This window comes from Candidatus Zixiibacteriota bacterium (genome assembly GCA_017999435.1).
GTDB lineage: Bacteria > Zixibacteria > MSB-5A5 > GN15 > FEB-12 > JAGNLV01.
In genome coordinates this window covers 402,503-423,273 of the sequence record JAGNLV010000001.1, presented here as the reverse complement: position 1 = coordinate 423,273, position 20,771 = coordinate 402,503, and the positions used below count along the sequence as shown (strand labels likewise).

Sequence of the window (20,771 nt, the reverse complement as noted above, 5' to 3'; positions counted from 1 at the left end):
GTTTTAAGTTGTTGCGATGTAGGGGCTTGGCGATTGTTGCGGGACAGGGCGGCGGGTATCGGCTGACGCATAAGTTGCGTTCATTTCGCGGGGTAGGCTGCCGGGCAAATTGCTATTTCGTCCATCTTGTTGTCTCCTAATATCTTCCCGCTCACTTCGGGCGCCGGGCCGCTCCGGGCATGGATGTTGAACATGCGAATCCAGGAAACTTCTGTGGACCATCCCCTCGGCCTGGAAGAAACAGCGGGCAGCGGTGTAGAAAAGGAGAGTGTGAGATGGAAAGGACGGTAGGCATGCTGAACATGGTGACGGCGATCAACTTGCTTCTGGCGGCCACCTGTTTCGAAGTGAGTTTCGGTTGGCTTCTCAGCGCGGTTGTGCGCGGGGCGATCGGGCTTGCGGTGTTTCTGTATTTTGGTCTCGCGCTCGGACAGATGGTGAGTGTGATGGAGAGAAATCCGACCGTGTGGTCGGGTATGGACGCATAGGGAAATATTCGCTTGACAAGGGGTGATTTGCACGTATTTTTCGAATCTGTTTAGGAAGTTAATGAGGGAAAAAGGTTTGGAAGCAACGATTTACACACGCGCATGCGTCTGGATGCTGGTAGTGGCGATGCTCGCCACGCTGGGGAATCCGGCGGCGGCCGAGGAGCTCAAGCCGGAGATTCAGCAGATGCTCAACGCCGGCGACACGGCCAAGGCGATCGAGCAGCTTCGCGCGCAAATCGGCTTGGACAACGCCTACCACTACAATTACTACATCCTGGGCATGATCTATTTCAACCAGGAGCGGTATGAGCAGGCGCTGGAGCAGTTTCAGTTGGCGCTCGACCGCAAGACGGGGCATATCGCGTCGTGGTACCAGTTGGGGCTGACGAACCTCGCGCTGGACCGCCTCGACGAGGCCCAGCGGGCCTTCGAGGAGGGGCGCAAGAAAGCGGGCAAGGACAGGCCGGAGATGTTCGACAACGGTCTCGGGCTGGTGGCGATGGCGCGCAAGCAGTATCTCGAGGCGACCAAGCTCTTCCAGCAGGCGACCGTGAAAGATTCGCTCAATGCGTCGTACTGGATCAATCTGGGCGACGCGTATTTCAACCAGGGGGTGGCGCCGCTGGCGGTGACCTACTACCAGAAAGCTTTGACCCTGGACACGGCCTCGACCGAGGTGTACTACCACTGGGCGGAGGCTTGCCTGGAGTTGCGCGATTACAGCTGCGCCATGGACAAGCTGCGGACGGTGCTGCAGTCCGACAGCACGCACGCCCCGGCCTGGCGCCGGGCGGGCGAGATCTATTTCAAAGCCGGGCTCTCCTCGCGCGTCCGGGCCGACCGGATGGAGCGGTTCCGAGAGACGGTCGGATCGTACCGGCGGTTTTTTGAACTCAGCCAGGCGCAGCCGGACTCGGCCCACGTGCGGCCGTATTTCGAACTCGGCATGGCCTACCTGAATCTCAACGCCTTCGATTCGGCGATCGTCTATTTCGACAAGGTGCTCGCCATCCCCTATGAGCCGCGGGACATCTACTACTACTACGGCCGGGCGCTCTGGGGAGCGCAGGACTACGTGAGGGGCGGGGACTTCCTCACCAAGCATCTCGCCTGGGTGGAGGAGCAGGGGGACGGCTACACGTCGTCGGTCAACGAGGCGGAGTTCTACCAGATGCTCGGGGACTGCTGGTTCTACCGGGAGCACGCCGACGAGGGGCAGAAGGCGGCCGACTATACGACGGCGCTGGGGTACTGGAAGCGGTCGCTGGCGCTGGACTCGACGCAGGCGCGAATCGTGTACTACACGGCGGTCGGGTACCACACCCTGGGCAGTTATGACCAGGCGATGACCTACTACGACAAGCGGATTGCGCTCGGGATTGACTCGAGCAATGCGGCGGTCTACAAGAACGCCGGTTTCTGCGCGCTCAACCTGGCCGAGCAGGCGGGCGGCGAATCGGGCGGGGCGGAGGAATTTGTGGAGCCGGGGACGGCGCCGGCGGATCCGGTCGACCCGACGGTGATGTACCGGCGGGGGGCCGAGTACATGCTCCAGTACATGCAGTACCAGCCGGCCGACACGGCGGTGGCCAAGCGGGTGGCCTACGTCTACCTGTACAACCTCGGCGACTGCGAGAACGGGGTGAAGTATTACCAGCGGGTGCTGCAGCTGGATCCGGGGAGCTGCGAGGCGCTGAAGTCGCTCGGCTACGCATACTTCGGGGGCGTGTGCACGAAGGACTACACCAAGGCGATCGAGTATCTCACGCGGGCCAACCAGTGTTTCAGCGCCCAGAAGGCGTGCGCGGACGTGACCACCATGCTGTATATCGCCCAGGCCTACCACCTGCGGGCGGCGGCGAAGCTTGACGCCAGGCAGGACGGGACGAGCGATTTCGAGCAGGCCAACAAGTGGTACGGCCAGGTGCTCAAGTGCGATCCGAACAACGCCGAGGCGAAGAAGGGCCGGGACGAGACTCAGTTTGAATTCTAAGGCTGTGTATTGTGTAAGGCGTCTTTCTGGTAGGAGCGTTAATGGCTGAAAAGGTGAAGCAACAGGACACGCCCAGGCAAGTATCAGAGGACCAGCGGTTCAAGTTTATCGGTTTTGAGGTCTATCCGGGCAAGCCCAAGGATCTGTTTGGAAGCGAGGCTGAACGGACAAAGCTCGTGGAGGCGATTCGGGAGAAGCGCCGCAAGGGGCAGGTGACGCGGGAAGAGTGCAAGCTGTTCGAAGAGCGCGTCACGTGGATCGACAAGATCGTGCTGACCCTGGCCTGTGCGGTAATGATTATTGCTCTGTTCTTTCCGTGGTTTGCGGTCTACAATGAAGTGGTCGATACCGCGGCCGCGCCGCGCGAGGCGATCACCGAGGGGGGGCTGACGGTGTCGGACGCGCCGGCCACGCCGGCGGCCGCTGCGCCGGCCGGAACGACGGCCGGGGAGACGGCGGCGCCCGGAGCGCCATCCCCGTCCAGCGTGCAAAGCGAGCAGGTCAGTCCCTCCGAGGAGGTCATCAGCGGATTCATTGCCCGAAGGCAGGTCCACCGGGAGTACACGCGCGTGTCCGGCCTCGGGGCGCTGGCGGAAATCGGCGGCGCCGGGTCGGTGGTGTTCTCCTCCGGGCTGGGGCTTATGCTCTCGGGTGTGCTGATCATCGCTTTCATCCTCCTCTGTCTCGCCCTGCCGGTGTACACGCTGTACAATCTGTGGGCGGGGAAGGGAACCGCGGACGAACAGGCGCTGCAGCTCAAGCGCATTCTGCGCTACCACTGGGCGTTGCTGGCGATTTTCGGGTTGCTCGTGTTCCTGTCGTTTTTCGGCGGGGAGTACGGGAGTCTGGCGGCGCAGAAGTACAGCAGTCTCGGCGACAGCTACGGGCCGGGCGTGCTGCTGGGGGTGCTGTCCTGGGGATTGATCGTCGCGCTGGCGGCCTCGATCCTGGCGGCGGCGAAGGGTGCGGAAATATAAGTCGGTTGGTGAGTGTGCAATAAAAGGAAACGGAGGCCATTTCAGTGGTTAAACAGACAATCTTCGTCGCGCTCAACGCTATCATAGCGTTCGCCATCGGGTTCGGGCTGTGGTACGGGGTGTTCCGGACATCGGAAACGCCGATTGTCCACTCGATCTACCAGGGCGGGCCGCTCGTCGTTCTCCTGATCATGATTTTCATCATGCTCATCGTGTTCGTGATTGAGCGCTACCTCTCGCTCTATAAGGTGGCCAAGGGCCGCGGGTCGGTCCAGGTGTTTTTCAAGAAGCTGGTCACCCTGATTCAGAACGACGATTTCGACGGTGCGCTGGCGGCCTGCGACAAGCAGCGCGGCACCACCGCGAACGTGCTTCGCGCCGGCGTCGAACGCTACCGCGAGATCAAGGGCAACGCCGAGTATACGCCGGAGAAGCGCATCCAGCTCACCCAGTCGGCGATCGAAGAGGCCAACGCCCTCGAGGGACCGCTCATGGAGCGTAACCTGATCGCGCTGTCGACGATTGCCTCGATCGCGACCATGGTGGGTCTGCTGGGGACGACGATCGGGATGATCCGGGCGTTTGCCGCGACGGGGAATGTCGAGGGCGGCGTGATCGACGCGCAGCAGCTGGCGGTGGGGATTTCCGAGGCCCTGGTGAACACGGCCGGCGGGCTGCTCTCCGGTATCCTCGGGATCTTCTTCTACAACTTCTTCGTCAACAAGGTCGACGCGTTCAACTACACGACGGACGAGGCGACTTTTGAAGTGATGCAGATTCTCAAGCAGAAAGAGGGAATCTAAGGTATGGCGAAGAAACGGCGGGTCGCTATCCGCATCGACATGACGCCGATGGTGGATATCGCCTTTCTGCTGTTGATTTTCTATATGGCGACGACGCAGTTCAAGCCGCCGGAAGCCCGCGCGGTGGAGCTGCCGAAGTCGCACTCGCAGATCGAGCTGCCGGACAAGGACATCATCAACATTACCGTGTCCAAGCTGGACTCGATCTACGTCGACTACGTGGAGAAGGCGACCATCACGATCGAGGGTCAGGACGTCACGACGACGGTGCGCCGGGTGCGGACCGCCGACAAATACAACGTGGCGCAGGAGATCCTCAAGGCGCGCGCCAAGAACATCAAGTCGCTGGTGGTGATCAAAGCCGACCAGGCGGCCAGTTTCGGCATCATGCAGGACATCATGAAGTCCATGCAGGAGAACAACCTCGAGCGGTTCCTCATCATTACGGACCAGGAGACGGAAGCCGGCGGGATGGAGCGCGTCATCTTTGAAGGCTGAGCCAAGCGGCACCGGAACGGCCGCCGGATGCGGCGCCGGAAGGAGAGTGAAGAGACAATATGGCCGGTGAAGTAGTACAACGGGAAGCCAAGGGCAAGAAGAAAGGTCTGCGGCGGCAAAAACGCCGGATCGCGATCCGCATCGACATGACGCCGATGGTGGACATCGCCTTCCTGCTCCTGATCTTCTACATGGTCTCGACCGTGTTCTCGATGCCGCAGGCGATGGAGATCAACCTCCCGCCCGCGGAGCAGATGGATCAGGAGATCGAGGTGAAGGAGTCCAACCTGCTGACGATCCGGGTCGACGGCCAGGGTCGCTACTGGTGGAATCTCAAGACGCCGACGCCCGACAACCTGCCCCTCTTGCTGCCGCCGGATCCCCAGCGCCCCGACACGATCCCCTACCGCCTGTGGGAGGACACGCTGCGCGGGCTGCTGGTGAACCAGAACCGATTGAACCCCAAACTGAACACGCTGATCCTGATCCATAAAGACGGCAGCTACGCTGACATGGTGGACATTCTCGACGAAATCGACCTGATCGAACGTTCCTGGAACGAGTATCAGGCGAAGAAGCTCCGGAAGAAACTGGACGAGCTGAGCAAGGACGAGAAGTTCTCCTACCGGTACGCGATTGGCGAGTGGATGGCGCGCGACGACAAAGTGCAGGAAGCGGCCGAGGCGCAGGCCCGGTTAGGAGGGCTGTTGTAATGGCAGAGACAACGCGGTCCGACAAGGGGCCTTTGGCGATGGCGGCCGGCGGGCGCGGGTGGAGCGTGCTCTACTCTCCCTACGGCGCCTTCGAGATGAAGGCCAAGTACCAGCGGAATTTCCTCTTCGGTACGCTCATCACCACCTCGGTGGTGGCGCTCATCGTGATTGTCGCGGCGATCATTTCGAGCCTGCCCGAGGAGGATTACTCCGACGTGCCGCAGGTGGTGATCAAGACCGTGGCCGATCTGGGTCCGCCTCCCTCGATCGCCCGCAAGCCTCCGCAGGTCCAGGTCGCCCAGCCGCAGGTGGCCGCCCCTAAAGTGGGTATTCCCAAGCCGGTGGCCGACGAGGAAGTGGTCGACGAGGACGTGGTGATCGCGACCCAGGAAGAGCTGGCGGAAATCACCGCCCCGAGCATCTCGGAAGCGGCCGGTTCCGGCGACATCGTCGTCGACATCCAGGAAGAGGATTTCATCCCCGCCCCGGAGGACTTTGTCCCGGTCGAGGTCCAGCCGGAGGTCATCTCCGAGGTGAAACCGGATTACCCGCCGCTCGCCCGGCAGGCCGGGATCACCGGCGACGTCTACGTCAAGGCGCTGGTGGATGAGCAGGGGAATGTCATGAAGGCGATTCTCGCCAAGTCCTCGGGCACGCAGTCGCTGGACGATGCGGCGCTCGAGGCGGCCCACAAACGCAAATACCGGCCGGGGATCCAGAACAACCGGCCGATCAAGGTCTGGGTAACGTACAAAGTTGAGTTCCGGCTCAACGAGTAGCCGACATCGGTTTTCACTCTCCGTTTACAGGGCGCCCGCCGGCTTCGGCGGGCGCTTCTCTTTTGGCCATTTTCCGCTCCCCGATTGCCCCGGCTTCTCCGTCACTCTAGTGAGGGCGTCCCCGCAGACCCGGCCGCCCGTTTCAGGGAAGAATCGCCGGCTCGGCGGGTACTCTCGACAGAGGCGACGGAGGTTCGGTATTCGAAGTGAGAGGAGCCAAGTATGGCGAACCAGGCAAACCCGCTGTACGCGCCCTACGGCGCATACGCGATGAAAGCGGCCTACCAGAAAAACCTGGCGGCGGCGAACCTGCTGACGGCGCTGGCGGTCGGCGCGGCGGTCCTGGCCGGAACGCTCTGGCCGGCGAACGAAGAGCCCGCCCCCCCGCCCGACCGGTCGCGCGTGATCTCGATGATGGATCTCGGGGGACTTCGGCCCCAGAGCATCGTCTACGACGTGCCGGAGCTCGCCGTGCCGCAGCCGCAGCGCCAGGAGGCGGTGGCGGTGGGAATCCCGACGCCGGTGCCGGATGAGGAGTATGCGGGAGAGCGCGACCTCGTGATGGCGTCGCCGCGCGAGATCGCGGAGAATCTCGGGCGGGGCGCGGACGCGGGCGGAGCGACCGGCGTGATCATCGATACCGCCGTCCGCGAGTTCATCCCCGAACCGACGACCTTCGTGCCGACCGAGATCCCGCCGCGCCTGGTCCAGCAGTACAAGGGGGACTATCCCCGGCTGGCCGAGATGATCGGGGCGACCGGGACCGCCCAGGTCTGGGTGCTGCTCGACGAGGAGGGGAAGCCGCGGGAGGCGCGCCTGGCGCAGTCGACCGGGACGCCGGCGCTCGACGAAGCGGCCCTGGCGTGGGCGATGAAGTGCACCTACGCGCCGGGGATCCAGAACGGGCGGCCGATCAAGCTCTGGGTGACGATCAAGTACACGTTTGAGCTGTGACCGATTCGCTCGGGCCGCCCCTGAACGGCTCACGGAGCCGGGACGGCAAGGATCCCCCCGTGGGCCGGTGCAGCAGTCGCAGCGGCCGCGGCCGCCGAAAGCGAGCGCCCCCCGGCGACCAGCCGGGGGGCGGTTTTCTATGCGGAGCCGACGGGCGCGGCTAGCGGTTGTTGGTGCGGGCGGGGAAAGGTTCCGGCGGCTTCCCCGCGACGGTGCGGGCGGTCTCGTCGATCCTGCGGTTCTTCGCCGCGAGGGCCGCGGTGTCGGGCGGGGGCGGGCCGACGCGCCACTCCGCGTCCCTGCCGAACAACTCCGGATGGACATACTTGCCGCGGTCCTCGGACGATTTTGCCGCTTCCACATCGACCGGGTGGGCCTGCGCGTAGAGGTCGTTGCGGACGCCCGTCACCTGCCAGGAGACTTCGATCCCGGGCTTGTCGGTACGAATCGTGAACTGTCCGGCGCTGATCTTCTCAGCGATGATTGCCTGCGCGAAATCACCGATCACCGTGAGCTGATAGCGGAAGTCGCGGTTGTACGCCTCGCAGTAGTCCGGGAGAGTAACGGTCGCATAGCCGGAGGCGTCGGTGATCACGTTGCCGCTGTAGACGTTGAGCATCTCGGGGGATTCGACCTGGGCATGCTGGAGGTATTTGTTGTCGGGGTCCAGAGGGTGGTCGATACGCGACAGGGCACCGCTCCTCCAAATGTTGCCGGTGACTTCAATGTCGCCGACGAAATACCCGGCCCAATTGGTGGAGGCGCTGTTGGCCGTTCCATATATGCCGCACGCGTAGTAGCCGCCGGAGGCATAGCCGTAGGCCCCGTAGTTGTAACCGGGAGAGATGGCATAACCGTGAAACCCATAGCAATTGCCCGCGCCGGTCGAGTAAGCTTCGCCCTTCACGGCCTGATACGTGTTGGAGCCGCCCCCGTTGACTATGCCCTGGGCGCCGATGTAGCCGCCTTCGAAGCGACCGCCGACGCCCCAGTAATCGGCGATGCGGGCGGTGGATTTGACGCCGATGTGATCGGCCTTAAGTGTGGAATCGCCACTGTACTCGACCGCCACAATGACGTCGGGGGAGGTGCTCGCGTAAAGGGCCTCGAAGTAGCCGTTTCGAATACGACTCGACTGGACGCTGATCCCGCGACCGCCGGCGAAGCGGGCGCACACAGAATCCCAGGGATTCAAGGAGTAAGCCTCAAAAGCCACACCGCCGTTCCAATGCTGTGCCAGAAGAGCCGGCCATTGGCCTTTCGCAAAAAAAGCTCCCGCCAGGCCATCCATGTCGGGGCTGCTGCCGACTATGGCAGCGTTCGGACCCAACCAGGTCACGCCGAAGGTGTCTCCGACATGGGCATAGATCGGCCACCCGGACTCGGCAAAGATAGACAGCGCCGGAGATCTCACCCCGCCGGAGGGCTGCCCTATGCGTACTGCGGTCTGATTGCTGGCGACGTTCAGTTTGCCGTTGAAAAAGAGTGCGTCCCAGGTTGAGGGCAGGTGCACGTACGGTCCCACGTCGAGGGTGTCGGCGGGATCGACCGGCTTGAGGATGTGGGCGGGGTTTTGCCACAGGGAGGAACCGGTGAGATCCTGGGCGGGGATCCAGGTGGAACCGTCCCACTTGAGCACCTGGCCGGGGGCGGCCCCGTTCGAGGCAAGATCCTGGCCCAGGATCGAGTGGTCGACGACCTGGGCGGTGGCGATGATGTCATCGGCCACGCTCTCCGCCCGCCAGGCAAGCGAGGACCGGTAGGCATAGGGGACACTCACGATCGGGGTCAGCGGCCGGCCCTCAGGGTAGCCCACGACGGTGATGCCCAAATAGCGGATCGGCCCGGAGAAGATGTTGTCCGGGAACTCGGTCACGCTCCCCAACACCACTTCAAACAGGCCGTCGGCGACGGGAACGTCGGGCCGCGTTTCGGTCCAGAGGTTGACGGTGCCGCCGGTGTCGAAGTACAGGGCAAACCTCATGGTGTAGGAGCCGTCGAGGGGAACACCGGTGTTGTCGGTCAGGCGCCCCTGGTAGGAAAACAGAACAGGGACCTCAGCGCCCGACGCGGTGGAGGCTGTCGCCAGCAGCATGGCTGCGGCGAGGGCGAAACAGGCTGTGCGCATACGCATCTCCTCGTTCGCGGACGTATTCGAAAACGTGTGTGAGCTTCTTCTGCGTTGGACTGACGATTCAATATAGCGCCGCCGACCAGTTTGTCCAGATTCAATAGAAACTGCCGATGGGGGCGCGGTTCGGGCCGTCTCCCATTGGATCGGTGCCAAGCTGTGGGGGAAGCAGCAGACCGGCTGAGTGCGGGGGACCGACCGGCAGGCCGGTGCTTCCGCGCCGCCGCCCCCTCTGCCCGTTCGGACTTTCTAAGCCGTTGTTATTCCCTTATTTACATAGATAACTGCTCATGCGTGCAGTTATTCTTCGGCCACCCTGCACTTTTCGCTTGACAGGGGCACAAATGTGCAGTATATGGGGAGAAACGGAGATTAATCACGTCAGGAGGCGAGGATGACAGGCGAGAATCTTTTTTCCGGCGAGGCGGGGCGGGAGCCCCGGGAGGCGGCGGGGGCGGTGCCGCTGTTCGGGGCGGAGAGTTCATTTGACTGGATGAACACGGCGGTGGCGGGGGGTGGCGATTGCTGTTACCTCGATGCCGCCACCTGTCCGGACTGCAGCAGCGGGATGATTCGCGCGGGGGCTTGTTTCACCTGCCCCATGTGCGGGTGGGGCGGGTGCAACTGACGACGGGCGGACGGTTGCGGGCGGTGCAGGGCGAGGCGAAGAGGGACACTGAGATGCTGAGTGGCCGGCGGAGTGCGGCCGGAAGCGGGAGGACAGATGAGTGTGTTACGGTTGGAGGAGTTGGCGCCATATGGCATTCCCCGCCGGCTGATTGAGCTCTGGCGGGAGCGGCAGGGGGAGACGCTGCTGCCGGTGCAGAGCCGGGCGGTCCGTCGGGGTCTGCTGGGCGCGCCGGGGGAACGGGCCGAGGAAGCGGCGCCGCTGCGCATGTTGATCAGCGCGCCGACGGCGGCGGGGAAATCGTTTTGTGCCGAGATGGCGGTTGCCCGGACACTGGCGGGGCGGCGGAAAGCGCTCGTGCTCGTGCCGCTTCGCTCGCTGGCCGACCAGAAACACCGCCTGCTGGCGGGGACGTTCGGGGCGCTCGGCCTGCGGTGTCTGATTGCGAGCGGCGATTATCCCGAAAACGACCGTGCTTTTGCGGAATCGGATTACGACGTCGCGGTGGCGATTTTCGAGAAATTCGATGGTCTGCTCGGCACCCGTCTCGAAGTCCTGCGCGCGATCGGGCTCCTGGTCGTGGACGAAATCCAGACGGTGTCGGAGCCGGGGCGCGGCGCTGTGCTCGAGCGGCTGCTCACGTGCGTGCGGGCATCGGCATACCGGCCGGGACTGCTCGGCTTGTCTGCGGTGATCGGCGAAGGGGAGAAAGCGGCCGGGCGGCTGGCCGAGTGGCTGGAGGCCGGGCTGGTGGTCGAGAGCAGCCGTCCGGTCGATCTCCTCCGCGGGGTCGCCGCCGAAGGGGCGTTCCGCTACCGCTCGTTCAATTCCGGGCGGGAGGCGAGCGAGCCGTTTGTCCTTGCGCGCGAGCCGGGCGGCGATCTGTTCGAGAGCCTGATCGAGCGGCTGCGCGAGGAACCGGGATCGACGATTGTCTTTCTCAAGTCGCGGCGGGAGACGGTCGAGGCGGCCATGCGGCTGGCGGGGGCGGTCGGCTGGCCGGCGGCCGAGCAGGGAACGGCGGAGTTGGCGGAAGAGGAGCCCTCGGCGTTGAACCGCATTCTTCGCCGGGTCATGGCGCGCGGGGTGGCGTTCCACAACGCGGATCTCTCCCCCCGGCAGCGCCGGGCGGTGGAGGAGAGTTTTGCCCGGCGGGAGGTGCGGGTGATCTTCGCCACAACGACGCTGGCCATGGGGGTGGACCTGCCGGCCGACACGGTGTATCTCGAGACGGTCAAGTACACCGGGGGGCGGCGCGATGCCCGGCCCGCGCTCGTGCCGGTGAGCCGGGCGGAGTTCGACAACATGGCCGGGCGGGCCGGGAGAGCGGCCCGGGCGGAAGTGCGGCCGGGCCGCGCGGTGGCCCTGGCCCAGTCGGAATTTGAGGGCGATATCCTCTGGGAAAACTACATCGCCTCCGGAGAATACACATCGGTGCGGTCGGCGTTCGACTCCATGCCGCTCGCGGACTGGGCGCTGCACGTGCTGGCGACCGGCCTGGCGGCCGATGCGGCGGGACTGGCCGCCGTCTACCGGCGCTCGCTGCGGGCGGTGACGGAGCCGGAGGCGCCGCCCCCCGATTTCGAGGCGGTTCTGGACTTGCTGACGCGGGAGGGAGTGGCCGGGCGCGAACCGGACGGCCTGGTGCGTCCGACCCCGGACGGGGAGACCGCCGTGCAGACCGGGCTGACCTGCGCGCAGGCGGTGCATTACACCCGGCGGCTGCGGGAGAGTCGGCCGGCCGAGGAATTCGGGTGGCTGGCGCTGGCGCTCAGCGGGCCCGACTGGGAGTTGCCCGCGGGACTGCTCAGTCGGCAGGAACTGGCGGACAACGGCCCGCTGCGGCGGTTGTACCGCCGCTGTGACCATTGGCTCGCATCCGCCCGCGTGCTGATCGGCCAGCCGGGGGGACGAGGGCTGACGGAGTACCGCACGGCCGGCGCGCTCAAGGCGGCGCTGCTGCTGGAGCAGTGGCGGCGCATGACGCCGGTCAGGGAGCTGGAGGAGGAATTCCGGGTCCACGCGGGGCAGATCATGGCGATCGGCGATACAGCCGCGCACCTGCTGAGCGGCATTGCCGGGTTGCTCGATAATCTTGACGGCGGCGGAGACAAACTCCGCCCGCTCGTGTTCAGCGTTCGCTTCGGAGTCGTCCCGGAGTTGCAGGGGCTGCACGCAGCCTTCCGCGATATCCTGGCGCGCTCCGATTTTGCGGCGCTGGCGCAGGCGGGAATTGTCCGGGTGCCCGACCTGATCGGACACGACCCGACCGACCTGGGGGAGATCGTGAAGCAGGAGCGCAAACTGCAGAAATTGCTGGCCAGGATAATGGAGTGGAAGAAGGAGGTAAGTATGCGGCAGTCGGAGGTTCTTTCGCGGGTGGCACCCTATCCGGTGCGCGGGTCGGGGCCGCGGCCGGCGTCGGTGGAGATCGACGGATCATGTGAGCGGGAGCGGTATTTGGTGCGGGTGGACGGCCGGCCGGTGTGGCTGACGGGGAAATCGTTCAAGTACTTCACGCGGCTGGCCTGGTCGCGTGTGCAGCGGGACGGGGGGTGGATGTACAAAGAGGATATTGAGCAGGGATTCAACCAGGCGCGCTACCTGTACCGGATGAAGAACGAGATCAACGAACGTCTCGATTCGGAATGGGAGGTGTTCGAGAACAACCGTCTGGGCTACTATCGGTTGAACGCCGATGCGGGGAGGATCCGGCTGAATGTTGAGCGGCTGCGGAACCACCCCGACTGGGAGGTGCGGTCGCTGTTTGCGGGGCAGACCGAGTCGGCGGTCAACTGAGACCGGGCGGCGGGACCGGCCGGGACGCGGACAAGACAATTGACGTATCCCTCGCGGCGCCCGGATCCCCCTCGTCCGGGGCGGTGGGAGCGTTCGCCGGCGGGGCAGGATTTTTTCCTGCCCCGCTTTTGCGCGTTGGGCGGGGGTGCGCGGCAGGAGGTGACAGGGGGGCGCGGCCCGGGAAGCCGCCGGAGCCGGCCGGCGGTACGTATAAAGTGCGGTGGCGCAACGGAATTATGCTTTGACAATCGTTCAGCAACGTGCCTGATTTGTCGAAAACTAGTTGAAGCGAGGAAGCCGCCGATGTTCCTCGCCCCATCGCTATGATAGTACGCAGCAAAAACAAGCTCCCCGTGCTCGTTACCGACCAGGAGCAGCAGTACCCGGTGTTGTCGCTGCTCACCGGCGTGTTGTTCCCGGGCTCGATGATCACCATCCAGGTCGGGCGGCGGTCCAGCATCGACCTGATTCGACAGTGCCACGAGAGGAAGCAGGAGTTTGTGGCGTCGTTCACGCTGTCCCGCCGCGGGGGCGACGACGTCGGGGCGCTGCACGAGGTGGGGGTGCTGGCCGCGGTCCGCGACATCCAGAAGGGCGTGGGGAATTCGCTGATCGTCACGATCGAGGGGCTGCGGCGGGCGGTGCTGGGGGAGGTAGTCCGGCAGGATCCCTACCTCACGGCCACCGTGCTGTTTCTCGAGGACCCGGCGGGCCCCGACAAGGACATCGCGGCCAAGGTCAGGCAGGTCATCGACGTGGTCGATGAAATCACCCATCTCGACCCGAGCTACTCGCCGGAGCAGGTGACGGTGCTCAAGATGAACCAGAAGGATCCGTCACTCTTGGCGGACCGGGCGGCCTCGATATTCCACTTCCCGCTGCCGGCCAAGCAGGAAATCCTCGAATCGGTCGATCTCTCAATGCGCTATGACCGCCTGCTGGCCTCGCTCAACAGCGAACTGATGCGGGTGGCGACGGCGGCCTCGGTGAACGAAAATGTCCGAAGGAACATGGCCGAGGAAGAGCGGCGGGTGTTCCTGCGGCAGCAGTTGGCGGAGATCCGCCGGCAGCTGGGGGAGGATCCCTCGGAGGAGCGGGAGGCGGCGGCCCTGCGGCACCAGATCAAGTCGTCGAACAGCCTTCCCCCCGACGTGGTAGCGCGCGCGACGATCGAGATCGACCGCCTGTCGGAGCTTTCCCCCGCCTCGGCCGAGTACGGGGTGACCAAGAACTACCTGAACTGGCTGTTGTCGCTGCCGTGGGGGAAGGTGACGCCGGAGGACTACTCGATGGCGGAGGTGGCGCGGGTCTTGTCGGCGGAGCACTACGGTCCGACACAGCTCAAGGAGCAGATCCTGCAGCGGCTGTCGGTGCGCAAGCTGCTCGGGGGGACGAGCGAGGGGCCGACGCTGTGTCTGATCGGCGCGCCGGGGACGGGGAAAGCGTCGCTGGCCAAGGCGATGGCGAAAGCCATGGGCAAGCGCCTGGTGCGGATCTCGGTCGGGGGGATCTCGGAGGTGTCGGAGATTAAGGGTTCGCCGCGGACTTTCCTCGGGGCGATGCCCGGGAAAATCGTCCGGGCGATGCGCGACGCGGGGAGCTGTGACCCGGTTGTCCTGATCGAGGATATCGACTACTTCAACATGGACAACGACTCCTCGGTCAACATGGTGCTCCTCGAGGCGATCGACAGCCGGTGGAACAAGGCCTTCCTGGACAACTACCTCGGGGTGCCCTTCGACCTGAGCAAGGCCTTCTTCATCTGCTCGGTGCGGTCGTTCGAGGAGATCCCCGAGCAGTTCGTGCCGCGGCTTGACATCATCGAACTGCCCGCCTATATCGAAAAAGAAAAAATCGTCATCTCGAAGAAGTACATCATCCCGAAGATGTTGCGCAAACACGGGTTGTCGAAGGCGGAGGTGGAGTTTGAGACGAAGGCCCTGACGCGCATCATCTCCAACTACACGATGGAGGCGGGGCTGCTCGTGTTCTCGCAGCAGATCGAGAAGATTCTGCGCAAGATCGCGCTGGAGAAGGCGGAGAAGCCGCGCAAGAACTGGGTGATCCGGCCGGACACTATCGAATTGTATCTCGGGCAGCCGGTGTTCATACCGGAGAAGGCGGAAACCAAGCCGGAGATCGGGTGCGCGACCGGGTTGGCGTGGACCGGGGCGGGGGGGGACCTGATGTTCATCGAAGGGTTGAAGATGAAGGGGGACGGGCAGATCATCACGACCGGGTCGCTCGGGGACGTGATGCGGGAGTCGATACAGGCGGCCCATTCGTATGTCCGGTCAAAAGCGGATGTACTGGGGATTGATTTCAACGACTTCAACGAATTCGACATTCACATTCACTTTCCCTCGGGGGCAATCCCCAAAGACGGACCCTCGGCCGGAATCACGGTGTGTCTGGTGATCGCATCGCTCATGGCCGAGCGGCCGATCCGCAACGAGATAGCGATGACGGGTGAAGTGACGCTTCGGGGACGGGTGCTCCCTGTGGGCGGGATCAAGGAGAAAGTCTCGGCGGCCTACCGGGCCGGGATTCTCACGGTCGTGCTGCCGAAGGAGAACGAGAAGGATTTGAAGGACTTGCCCAAAGAAATCCTTCGCCGCACCGCATTCCGATTCATAGAGCGGGTGGACGAGTTGTTCGAGTTGTGCCTGCTGGATTTCACACCGTCGGCCTATACCCTCGAGAAGATCTTCGCCGAGGAGATTGAGAAGGCGAAGCGGCGGTCGTCGGCGGGGAAGGCGGCGGCCCGCAAGGTGTCGAAGAAGCCGGGCGGGAAGCCCTCGACCAAGCGTCCGCGCACGCGGTAGTCTCACATTCCAATTCATGGGTGCGGGAGGGGCTCAGGCAGGGCCGGGGTTGGCGATTGCGCCCCGCGGGGTCTCTATTTCCCTTGACAGGCGGGGGCCGTCGGAGCATATTTAAGCAGCGTGTAATGGGCAGAAAGTCCTCCGTGTGTCCGGCAGTCAACCTCAGAGTTATGAACCGGCAAGACGTCAGGTGTCAATCGAAGTGAGTGCGGGAAGAGCGGTCCGAAGGTCTGGTCGGCCCGATACACGCGGCGGTTATGGGAATCAGTAGGTGCGGCCCTTCGGCCCGTGGCGGAAGTGACGGCCCGCCGCCGGGGGGGTGCCGGGGTTAAAGAGACGATAAACGGAATTCGCATGGAGGCACACCGATGAAAAGCAAGCTGCTCGTGCTGATGCTGATCCTGTTGCTGGCGGGCGCCGGCCCGGCGGCGGCGCAGTTTCAGCAGGATCCGGATGATGCCGGCGCCGCCGACACAATCGACCTGGTTTATTCCGTGGTGCCGGACCACGCCACCAATCAACTGCATTTGCGGGCTGATCTGTATGGGTTCACGGACGCCAACACCATATTCGGTGTGACGATGGGGTTCAAGTGGATCAACCCGAACCTGCAGATGGACAGCGCCAATTCGCCGGCGGACATCCGCACCGCTTTCGATTTGGGGACCTTCTACTACGAGAACGCGAACATCGCGCTGACCAACACCAACCATCGGTTCATTTTCGGCGGTTTGTCGGCTTTTTCAGTCGGCTTGCAGCCGGCGCCGAACCGTCGCCTCTGGGCGAGCTACTTCTTCACCCTGAGCAGCTGGGGAGAATGCGACACCGTCTCCATCGACACGCTGTTCTGGCAGCCAGGGACGGAATTCAACCTGGTTGACGATAACAACAACGAGATCATTCCCTACTGGACGGGCCGGGAGCGGTACAAGGACACTTCCTGCGCCGAGCCGTCGAACCTGATCGTGACGCCGGATTCGCTGTTTTTCTCGGCCGTGCAGGGAGGCGGGGCGCCGTCGGGGCAGCAGTTCGTCATCAGTTCGGACAACGAGCCGCTGGCCTTCACGGTGACCGAGACGTCGACCTGGATGGCGGTGAGTCCGCTGGCGGGGAACACGCCGCGGAGCATCACGGTGTTGCCGAACATCGTGGGCCTGGCCCCCGCCACGTACATCGATTCAGTCATGGTGGCGGCGCCGGCGGCGGCCAACACGCCGCAGTGGGTGAAAGTGGTGCTCTTGGTGCAGGAGCCGCCGCCGACGATCGCGGCCACGCCGACGGCGTTCTTTTTCAACGCCGTCGCGGGCGGGGCGAACCCGGATCCGAAGACACTGACGATCAAGAACACCGGCGGGCAGGTGCTCAACTGGACGCTGAGCCACAGCCAGGGCTGGTTGTCGCTGGCGCCGATGGCGGGGACGGACTCGGCGGCGGTGACGGTGTCGGTGGATATCACAGGGCTGGCCTTCAACACCTACTACGACACGGTGGTGATTACGGCGGCGGGGGCGACCAACACCCCGGTGCGGGTTCCGGTGACGCTCTCGGTGGGGTCGGATCTGCCGATTATCGCGGTCGATTCGGCGTTCAACTACGTCGTGGTGCCGTGGCCGGCGCGGGAGGTCGGACCGTGGACGATAACGATCCGGAATGACGGCGCGGGGGCAATGAATTTCTGGCTGGAGGAAAACGCCAGCCGAATTCTGAGCATGTCGCCGATGTCCGGGGCGGCGCCGCTGGACGTCCAGGTCACGTTCAAGCTGAACGCGGGCAATGCCGGGGTCGACTACTACGACACGCTTTGGGTGTACTCGAATGAGGCCATCAATTCCCCCTTCCCGGTGGTTTTCCTGTTCCATTATGTGTCCGATCCCGCCCTCATGATCGTGACCGCCGACACCGTGCGCCTGACGCTGTATGAGTGCGAGATGGGGATACGCAACCTGCCGCCGGTCGGCGGGTTCATCGTCGACAATGCCGGCGGGGACGATCCGATGGAGTTTGTGCTCGGTTGGGAGTCTGAGTTGTTCGATATCTCGACCCTGAGCAACGTGGCGCCCGCGACCGTCTCGGTCCAGGCGAATTTCCTGAATCTGCCGATCGGGGTGTACTACGACACCATTGTCGTGACGGCGCGGAAATCGACCAATCCGGCGGACACGGTGATCGTGAAGTACTCGGTCATACCGCCGACGCAGCAGCCCAAGATCTGGGTTTCGAACAGCTCGTTTGTCGTGCCGGCGCAGGAGAACAGCGGGCCGCTGCCGGATATCGGGATGGCGATTCACAATGAATTCGGCGGCTGCATGCCGTGGTACATCGTGGAAAACGTCCCCTGGCTGTTCCCCTCCGACACCTCCGGGATCAACCCGGCGTCGCTGATCTTCGGGGTGAATTCGGACGGGTTCCTGTTCGGAGAGTATCCGGATTCGATCAAGCTGTACGCTCCCTCGGCCTCCAACAGCCCGGGCACAATCCGGGTGCGCCTGAAAGTGTGGCGTTTTCATGGGGACTGCGACTACAACTCGGTGATCAACGTTCTTGACCTCACCTACATGATTTCGTTCCTGTTCCGGGGCGGTCCCCAGCCGCAGCCGACGCAGTTGGTCGGGGATCTGAACTGCGACCACCTGGTGAATATCGCCGACCTCACGTATTTCATCGAATATCTGTTCCGCAACGGTCCTATACCGTGTTGGAACCCGTACAAGTGACGGCCCGGTGAAGGCCGGCTGGAGAGGCGCCGCGGCGGAAAGCCGCGGCGTTTTTCTATGGGCGCGGGGCAAAATGTGCGCCTCGGCTAACAGCCGAATTGGCCTTGACTTACGGGGCGGATCGGTTATTTTGCGGAACGATCGACGCTCCCCGTACATACAGTTGTACCTTGGTCCGCCGACGATGAATAACAAGTGATCGGTCCATAGAGAGTTTGGAGGCACCATTGAGCTCAGCATCGGTGACACGCATCCTGGCGGTTCTGGCGGCGCTTGTGCTGCTTGCGACGGCCGCCGGTTTCGGGGATGACGATGAGAGCCGGGACTGGAACACCGCCCCGGCGTCGGAAATTCACGAGCGTCTGGCGGCGGCCAAGGCGGGGGACCTGCAGCGGCGCACCGCCCTGAAACAGCTCCTCGGCGGGTCCGAAGCGACCACGCAGACGAACTACGACGTCACATTCTACGATGTGAAGCTCCGGATCAACGACACCACCGAGATCGTGTGGGGGCGGGTGACGTTCGTGGCGACGGCGGCCGAGGGGAATGTCGGCAGCGTGGAGGTCGATCTGTTCCTCAACATGACGATCGACTCGATCGTCGGTTCCTCGGGCCAACTGGCTTTCACCCGCCTGGGCAACGTGGTGACGATCGACCTCGACGGCACCTACCGGGTGGGCGAGCAGTTCGCGTTCGATTTCTGGTACCACGGCCACCCGACGGAATCGGCCGGGTTCGGCGCGTTTACGTTCGGCACCTACGGTGCGTACACGGCGATTTCGACCTTGTCGGAGCCCTATTTCGCGCGGACCTGGTGGCCGTGCAAGGACCGCATGGACGACAAGGCGGACTCGTTCAACATCGCCATCGAGGTCGACACTTCGCTCTACGCGGCCTCGAACGGCACGCTTGATTCGATGGTAGCCCACGGCGGCAACACGCACACGTACTACTACCGGGTGCGCTATCCGATGGCGACCTACCTGTTCATGCTGGCGATTTCGGAGTTCCAGGTGTGGTACGACCAATGGGTGTACAACGGGGGCGCCGACACGATGCCGCTGGAGTACGCCGTGTACCCGAGCTGGTACACGGCCTCGCTGTCGAGTTTCGCGGTGACGCCGGGGGCGCTGACGATTTTCTCGGACGTTTTCGGGCCGTATCCGTTTGCGACGGAGAAGTACGGGCACGCGCACTTTACCTGGGGCGGGGCGATGGAGCATCAGACGATGACCTCGCTGACGGCCAACAGTTTCTCCATGTCAACGACGGTGATAGTCCACGAGATGGCCCACCAGTGGTGGGGGGACTTGATCACCTGCAAATCCTGGCGCGACATCTGGCTGAACGAAGGGTGGGCATCCTACGCGGAGGCGCTCTATTACGAGGCGCTGGGCGGCTGGACGGCCTACATCAATCACATGATAGGCATGTACTTCACGGCCGGCGGGACCGTCTACTGCCAGGACACTTCGAGTACGGATGCGATTTTCACGAGCCGCGTGTACGACAAGGGGGCGTGGGTGCTGCACTCGCTGCGCGGGGTGCTCGGGGATTCGCTCTTCTTTGCGGGCGTGCACGCCTACTACAACTCCCCCTACCAGTTCAAGGCCGCGACCACCGAGGATTTCAAGAACGTGTTCGAAGCGGCGACCGGGGTGGAACTGGACTGGTTTTTCAACGAGTGGGTCTACGGCACGTACTACCCGAATTTCTGGTGGTACTGGATGAGCGAGCCGGCCGCCGGGGGCGGCTGGGACGTCTACCTCCGCGTCCGGCAGGTGCAGACCACCGAGCCGCGGGTGTTCACGATGCCGATCAAGTTCACGTTCACCGGGGTCAGCGACACGGTGACGGTGTGGGCGGACGAGAAGATCGAGCGGACGAAGATTCATCTGCCGGCGAACCCCTCGGCGCTGAGTCTCGACCCGATGAACTGGATGATCAAGTCGCAGCAGCGGCTGGCCTGGGACATGTTCGTCATCACGCCGAGCGACGGTCTCGATACGGTGCGGCAATACAGCGCCTACACCGATACCATCGAGCTGCGGGGCGGCTCCGGCTGGCAGACGTGGTCGGTGACGGCCGGCAGTCTGCCGACCGGTCTGAGCCTCTCCAACGAGGGCGTGATCAGCGGGACCACGAGCGACACCGGGCGGTTTGCTTTTACGGTTTTCGTGGACGACAACAGTTACAGCTACACCGACCAGGTCGATTTCACGCTCTACGCGGCGCCGAGCGCCGGGAAGCCCGGGGACGTGACCAACGACGGGCAGGTCAACGTGGCCGACCTGACGCTGCTGATCGACTTTCTCTTCCGGGGCGGTGAGCCGCCGGTGATTCTCAACTCGGCGGATGTCAACGGTTCCTGCGACATCAGCGTGGCCGACGTGACCTACCTGGTGGCGCACCTGTTCCGGGGGGGACCGGCGCCTCTGCCCGGGTGTGTGAACTGACCCAGGGGGG

At 63.8% G+C, this 20,771-nt stretch carries 14 protein-coding genes; 13 read left to right on the top strand and 1 reads right to left on the bottom strand.

Features of this window, described 5'->3' with window-relative positions:
* The first annotated feature begins 275 nt into the window (after nucleotides 1-275).
* The 8 genes from KA261_01930 to KA261_01895 all read left to right on the top strand — a co-directional run bounded on the left by KA261_01930 (nucleotide 276) and on the right by KA261_01895 (nucleotide 7,208).
* The gene (locus KA261_01930) at nucleotides 276-488 is read left to right on the top strand and encodes a hypothetical protein (protein ID MBP7696543.1); all 213 of its coding nucleotides are present in this window, start codon (nucleotides 276-278) and stop codon (nucleotides 486-488) included.
* 76 nt (nucleotides 489-564) lie between these two features.
* A complete protein-coding gene (locus tag KA261_01925) occupies nucleotides 565-2,484 on the top strand; it encodes a tetratricopeptide repeat protein (protein MBP7696542.1) in 1,920 nt (639 codons plus the stop codon).
* Between the two features lie 41 nt (nucleotides 2,485-2,525).
* Nucleotides 2,526-3,461: a hypothetical protein gene (locus KA261_01920; protein MBP7696541.1), complete on the top strand. Its 936-nt coding sequence runs from the start codon at nucleotides 2,526-2,528 to the stop codon at nucleotides 3,459-3,461.
* Between the two features lie 44 nt (nucleotides 3,462-3,505).
* Nucleotides 3,506-4,264, top strand: a complete 759-nt coding sequence (locus KA261_01915) for a MotA/TolQ/ExbB proton channel family protein (protein MBP7696540.1) — start codon at nucleotides 3,506-3,508, stop codon at nucleotides 4,262-4,264.
* 3 nt (nucleotides 4,265-4,267) lie between these two features.
* Nucleotides 4,268-4,762, top strand: coding sequence for a biopolymer transporter ExbD (locus KA261_01910; GenBank protein MBP7696539.1), 495 nt, complete (start codon nucleotides 4,268-4,270; stop codon nucleotides 4,760-4,762).
* Nucleotides 4,763-4,821: 59 nt separating this feature from the next.
* Nucleotides 4,822-5,475: a biopolymer transporter ExbD gene (locus tag KA261_01905; protein MBP7696538.1), complete on the top strand. Its 654-nt coding sequence runs from the start codon at nucleotides 4,822-4,824 to the stop codon at nucleotides 5,473-5,475.
* A complete protein-coding gene (locus KA261_01900; GenBank protein ID MBP7696537.1) occupies nucleotides 5,475-6,254 on the top strand; it encodes an energy transducer TonB in 780 nt (259 codons plus the stop codon). Before KA261_01905 ends, KA261_01900 begins: the two co-directional genes overlap by 1 nt.
* Before the next feature lie 222 nt (nucleotides 6,255-6,476).
* Nucleotides 6,477-7,208 (top strand): energy transducer TonB, encoded by a 732-nt coding sequence (locus KA261_01895; protein ID MBP7696536.1) that lies wholly within the window; start codon nucleotides 6,477-6,479, stop codon nucleotides 7,206-7,208.
* A 160-nt stretch (nucleotides 7,209-7,368) separates the two neighbouring features.
* Here the strand turns inward: KA261_01895 and KA261_01890 are convergent, their stop codons facing one another.
* Nucleotides 7,369-9,336: a hypothetical protein gene (locus tag KA261_01890; protein ID MBP7696535.1), complete on the bottom strand. Its 1,968-nt coding sequence runs from the start codon at nucleotides 9,334-9,336 to the stop codon at nucleotides 7,369-7,371.
* A 397-nt stretch (nucleotides 9,337-9,733) separates the two neighbouring features.
* Between KA261_01890 and KA261_01885 the strand changes: the two genes are divergently transcribed.
* The 5 genes from KA261_01885 (at nucleotide 9,734) to KA261_01865 (ending at nucleotide 20,761) form a co-directional block, all read left to right on the top strand.
* Nucleotides 9,734-9,967, top strand: coding sequence for a hypothetical protein (locus KA261_01885; GenBank protein MBP7696534.1), 234 nt, complete (start codon nucleotides 9,734-9,736; stop codon nucleotides 9,965-9,967).
* A 96-nt stretch (nucleotides 9,968-10,063) separates the two neighbouring features.
* A complete protein-coding gene (locus KA261_01880; protein ID MBP7696533.1) occupies nucleotides 10,064-12,766 on the top strand; it encodes a DEAD/DEAH box helicase in 2,703 nt (900 codons plus the stop codon).
* Between the two features lie 323 nt (nucleotides 12,767-13,089).
* On the top strand, nucleotides 13,090-15,591 hold the full coding sequence (gene lon, locus KA261_01875) for an endopeptidase La (GenBank protein MBP7696532.1): 2,502 nt from the start codon (nucleotides 13,090-13,092) through the stop codon (nucleotides 15,589-15,591).
* A gap of 368 nt (nucleotides 15,592-15,959) precedes the next feature.
* The gene (locus KA261_01870; GenBank protein ID MBP7696531.1) at nucleotides 15,960-18,305 is read left to right on the top strand and encodes a hypothetical protein; all 2,346 of its coding nucleotides are present in this window, start codon (nucleotides 15,960-15,962) and stop codon (nucleotides 18,303-18,305) included.
* A 227-nt stretch (nucleotides 18,306-18,532) separates the two neighbouring features.
* Entirely contained in the window at nucleotides 18,533-20,761 is a 2,229-nt protein-coding gene (locus KA261_01865) for a putative Ig domain-containing protein (protein MBP7696530.1), read from the top strand.
* Nucleotides 20,762-20,771: the final 10 nt, after the last annotated feature.

Coding starts and splice junctions, on each gene's coding strand:
- KA261_01895 (MBP7696536.1), top strand. CDS start 6,477: ATGGCGAACCAGGCAAACCCGCTGTACGCGCCCTACGGCGCATACGCG.
- KA261_01885 (MBP7696534.1), top strand. CDS start 9,734: ATGACAGGCGAGAATCTTTTTTCCGGCGAGGCGGGGCGGGAGCCCCGG.
- KA261_01890 (MBP7696535.1), bottom strand. CDS start 9,336: ATGCGCACAGCCTGTTTCGCCCTCGCCGCAGCCATGCTGCTGGCGACA.
- KA261_01870 (MBP7696531.1), top strand. CDS start 15,960: ATGAAAAGCAAGCTGCTCGTGCTGATGCTGATCCTGTTGCTGGCGGGC.
- KA261_01900 (MBP7696537.1), top strand. CDS start 5,475: ATGGCAGAGACAACGCGGTCCGACAAGGGGCCTTTGGCGATGGCGGCC.
- lon (MBP7696532.1), top strand. CDS start 13,090: ATGATAGTACGCAGCAAAAACAAGCTCCCCGTGCTCGTTACCGACCAG.
- KA261_01930 (MBP7696543.1), top strand. CDS start 276: ATGGAAAGGACGGTAGGCATGCTGAACATGGTGACGGCGATCAACTTG.
- KA261_01910 (MBP7696539.1), top strand. CDS start 4,268: ATGGCGAAGAAACGGCGGGTCGCTATCCGCATCGACATGACGCCGATG.
- KA261_01880 (MBP7696533.1), top strand. CDS start 10,064: ATGAGTGTGTTACGGTTGGAGGAGTTGGCGCCATATGGCATTCCCCGC.
- KA261_01905 (MBP7696538.1), top strand. CDS start 4,822: ATGGCCGGTGAAGTAGTACAACGGGAAGCCAAGGGCAAGAAGAAAGGT.
- KA261_01920 (MBP7696541.1), top strand. CDS start 2,526: ATGGCTGAAAAGGTGAAGCAACAGGACACGCCCAGGCAAGTATCAGAG.